Genomic DNA, 1,660 nt, shown 5'->3' on the forward strand with positions numbered 1-1,660 from the left:
AGATTAATTTTAAACAATACTAAGCCAGGAGATCTAGTTGTAGATTGGTTTGGAGGAAGTGGAAGTACTCTTATGAGTTGTGATCAGATAGATAGAACAGCATATCTAATGGAATTTGATCCAAAGTATGTAGATGTAGAAGTGAAGAGATATGCAATGGCTAAAGAAGATGTAAAACTCATTAGAGATGGTCAAGAGTATTCTTGGGATGAAGTTAAAGAAAACTTTCAGGAGTAATAAAAAGGGCTACTAAGTAGCCCCAATCATTATTCTAAAATTATATATTGCAAGAATTACAAATAGAAGTATTTATAAATCCTTTAAACTTAGCATGCATTAATGCTACTTCTTTATTTTTATAAATCCCTAAATAAGTGTTATTTTCATCCGAGATATGATTACATCCAAATTGATGAATTTCATTGGTTTTAGTATCGATATAAAAATCAATGTAAATGTTGAATTCCACTTAAACCACCTCCTTTTTTTTTAAAAATTATACCACGGGAATTATAGAATTCAATTAGGAAAATATGAAATTTATTAGGAGTAATTATGGTGAGAAAGAAGATAGAAAAATTAACGAAGAATCAATTAGCAGCACTGGAACTGTATGTACAGCTTACTGCAAACAAGTTTGGAAAGACTAAGAAATCAAGATATGAAGAGATTGCAAGAAGAATAAAGTTACCAGTAAATACAATCACTGCATGGATATATAGACATGAAGTTCATTATAGAGAATACATAGCTGAGATAGTAGAAGAAAAAAATGCAATTAAATGCACCTTTGATGGGTTGACAGAAAAGCAAACAAAATATGTCAAAGCTAGGTTGGAAGGAAATGGAACAGAAGAAGCGAAGAGGATAGCCGGATATTCAGATAAAACTAAGACCTATGATGTAGAACGATCTAGAAACCTAACTCAAACAATAGATGAATTAAGAAAAGAACTCATTACAGATACAAAATTAGGAGCATACGCACAGATTAATGATTTGAGAGATATAAAGAGAAGAGCCAAGGAAGGTGTAACTGAGACAGAGTATGTGGAGGAGAGCACACCAGATGGAAGGAAGACAAAGAAGGTTGTAAAGAATAAGAAATCTCTAGATACAGAGATCAGTGCTATAAGGGAGATCAACAACATCCTTGGATATAGTTATGCAACAGAAAAGAAACATAGTGATACAACAGCAATAGGAAAAGAAGTAGTTAGAATAGATGAAGAAGATGAATAAAAAAAGGGCTAAATAGCCCAATCATTTATTCTATATGTGCACTAGAACAGCAATAAGAACAACAAATAGCCTCTAAATAGCCTTGGTCTTTAGCATTTGCTAGTGCTTCTTCATAGTCCATATATATCCCTAACATAATCATATTAGTTAATAATATATGTGGACAAATTGATGTGTGAATAATGTGAGTAGTATCGTCAATAAGATAAGTCATAATGATTCCCTCCCCATGATTAAAAAAATAACAGTAATTACTCTAAGCATAACATATAAAAAAAGAAAGTCAATTAAAAAAAAGGTACTGTGAGAGCTTTATTTAGCTTTGCGGTGGGGAGGAGCCCGAGCGTTTTTTCGTGACAAAATTTTTCATCTGGGAGTTCCAAAATTTTAGGAGGTCATATGGGGCAATTAATTTTAA

General features: G+C 32.0%; 4 protein-coding genes. 2 read left to right on the plus strand and 2 right to left on the minus strand.

The annotated features are described in order from the left end of the window. A partial coding sequence (locus tag WBG30_RS14515; RefSeq protein ID WP_424505367.1) for a DNA methyltransferase occupies positions 1-237 on the plus strand: 237 nt, incomplete at its 5' end. A 40-nt stretch (positions 238-277) separates the two neighbouring features. Here WBG30_RS14515 and WBG30_RS14520 read toward each other — a convergent pair. Continuing rightward, positions 278-469 carry a hypothetical protein gene (locus WBG30_RS14520; RefSeq protein WP_424505368.1) on the minus strand — a complete coding sequence of 64 codons (192 nt, stop codon included), beginning with the start codon at positions 467-469 and terminating at the stop codon, positions 278-280. A gap of 86 nt (positions 470-555) precedes the next feature. Here WBG30_RS14520 and WBG30_RS14525 point away from each other — a divergent pair, with 86 nt between their 5' ends. Further along, positions 556-1,242: a hypothetical protein gene (locus WBG30_RS14525; RefSeq protein ID WP_424505369.1), complete on the plus strand. Its 687-nt coding sequence runs from the start codon at positions 556-558 to the stop codon at positions 1,240-1,242. 25 nt (positions 1,243-1,267) lie between these two features. Here WBG30_RS14525 and WBG30_RS14530 read toward each other — a convergent pair whose 3' ends face one another. Next, entirely contained in the window at positions 1,268-1,456 is a 189-nt protein-coding gene (locus tag WBG30_RS14530; RefSeq protein ID WP_424505370.1) for a hypothetical protein, read from the minus strand. Positions 1,457-1,660 lie beyond the last annotated feature (204 nt).

Source organism: Psychrilyobacter sp. (genome assembly GCF_049671765.1).
GTDB lineage: Bacteria > Fusobacteriota > Fusobacteriia > Fusobacteriales > Fusobacteriaceae > Psychrilyobacter.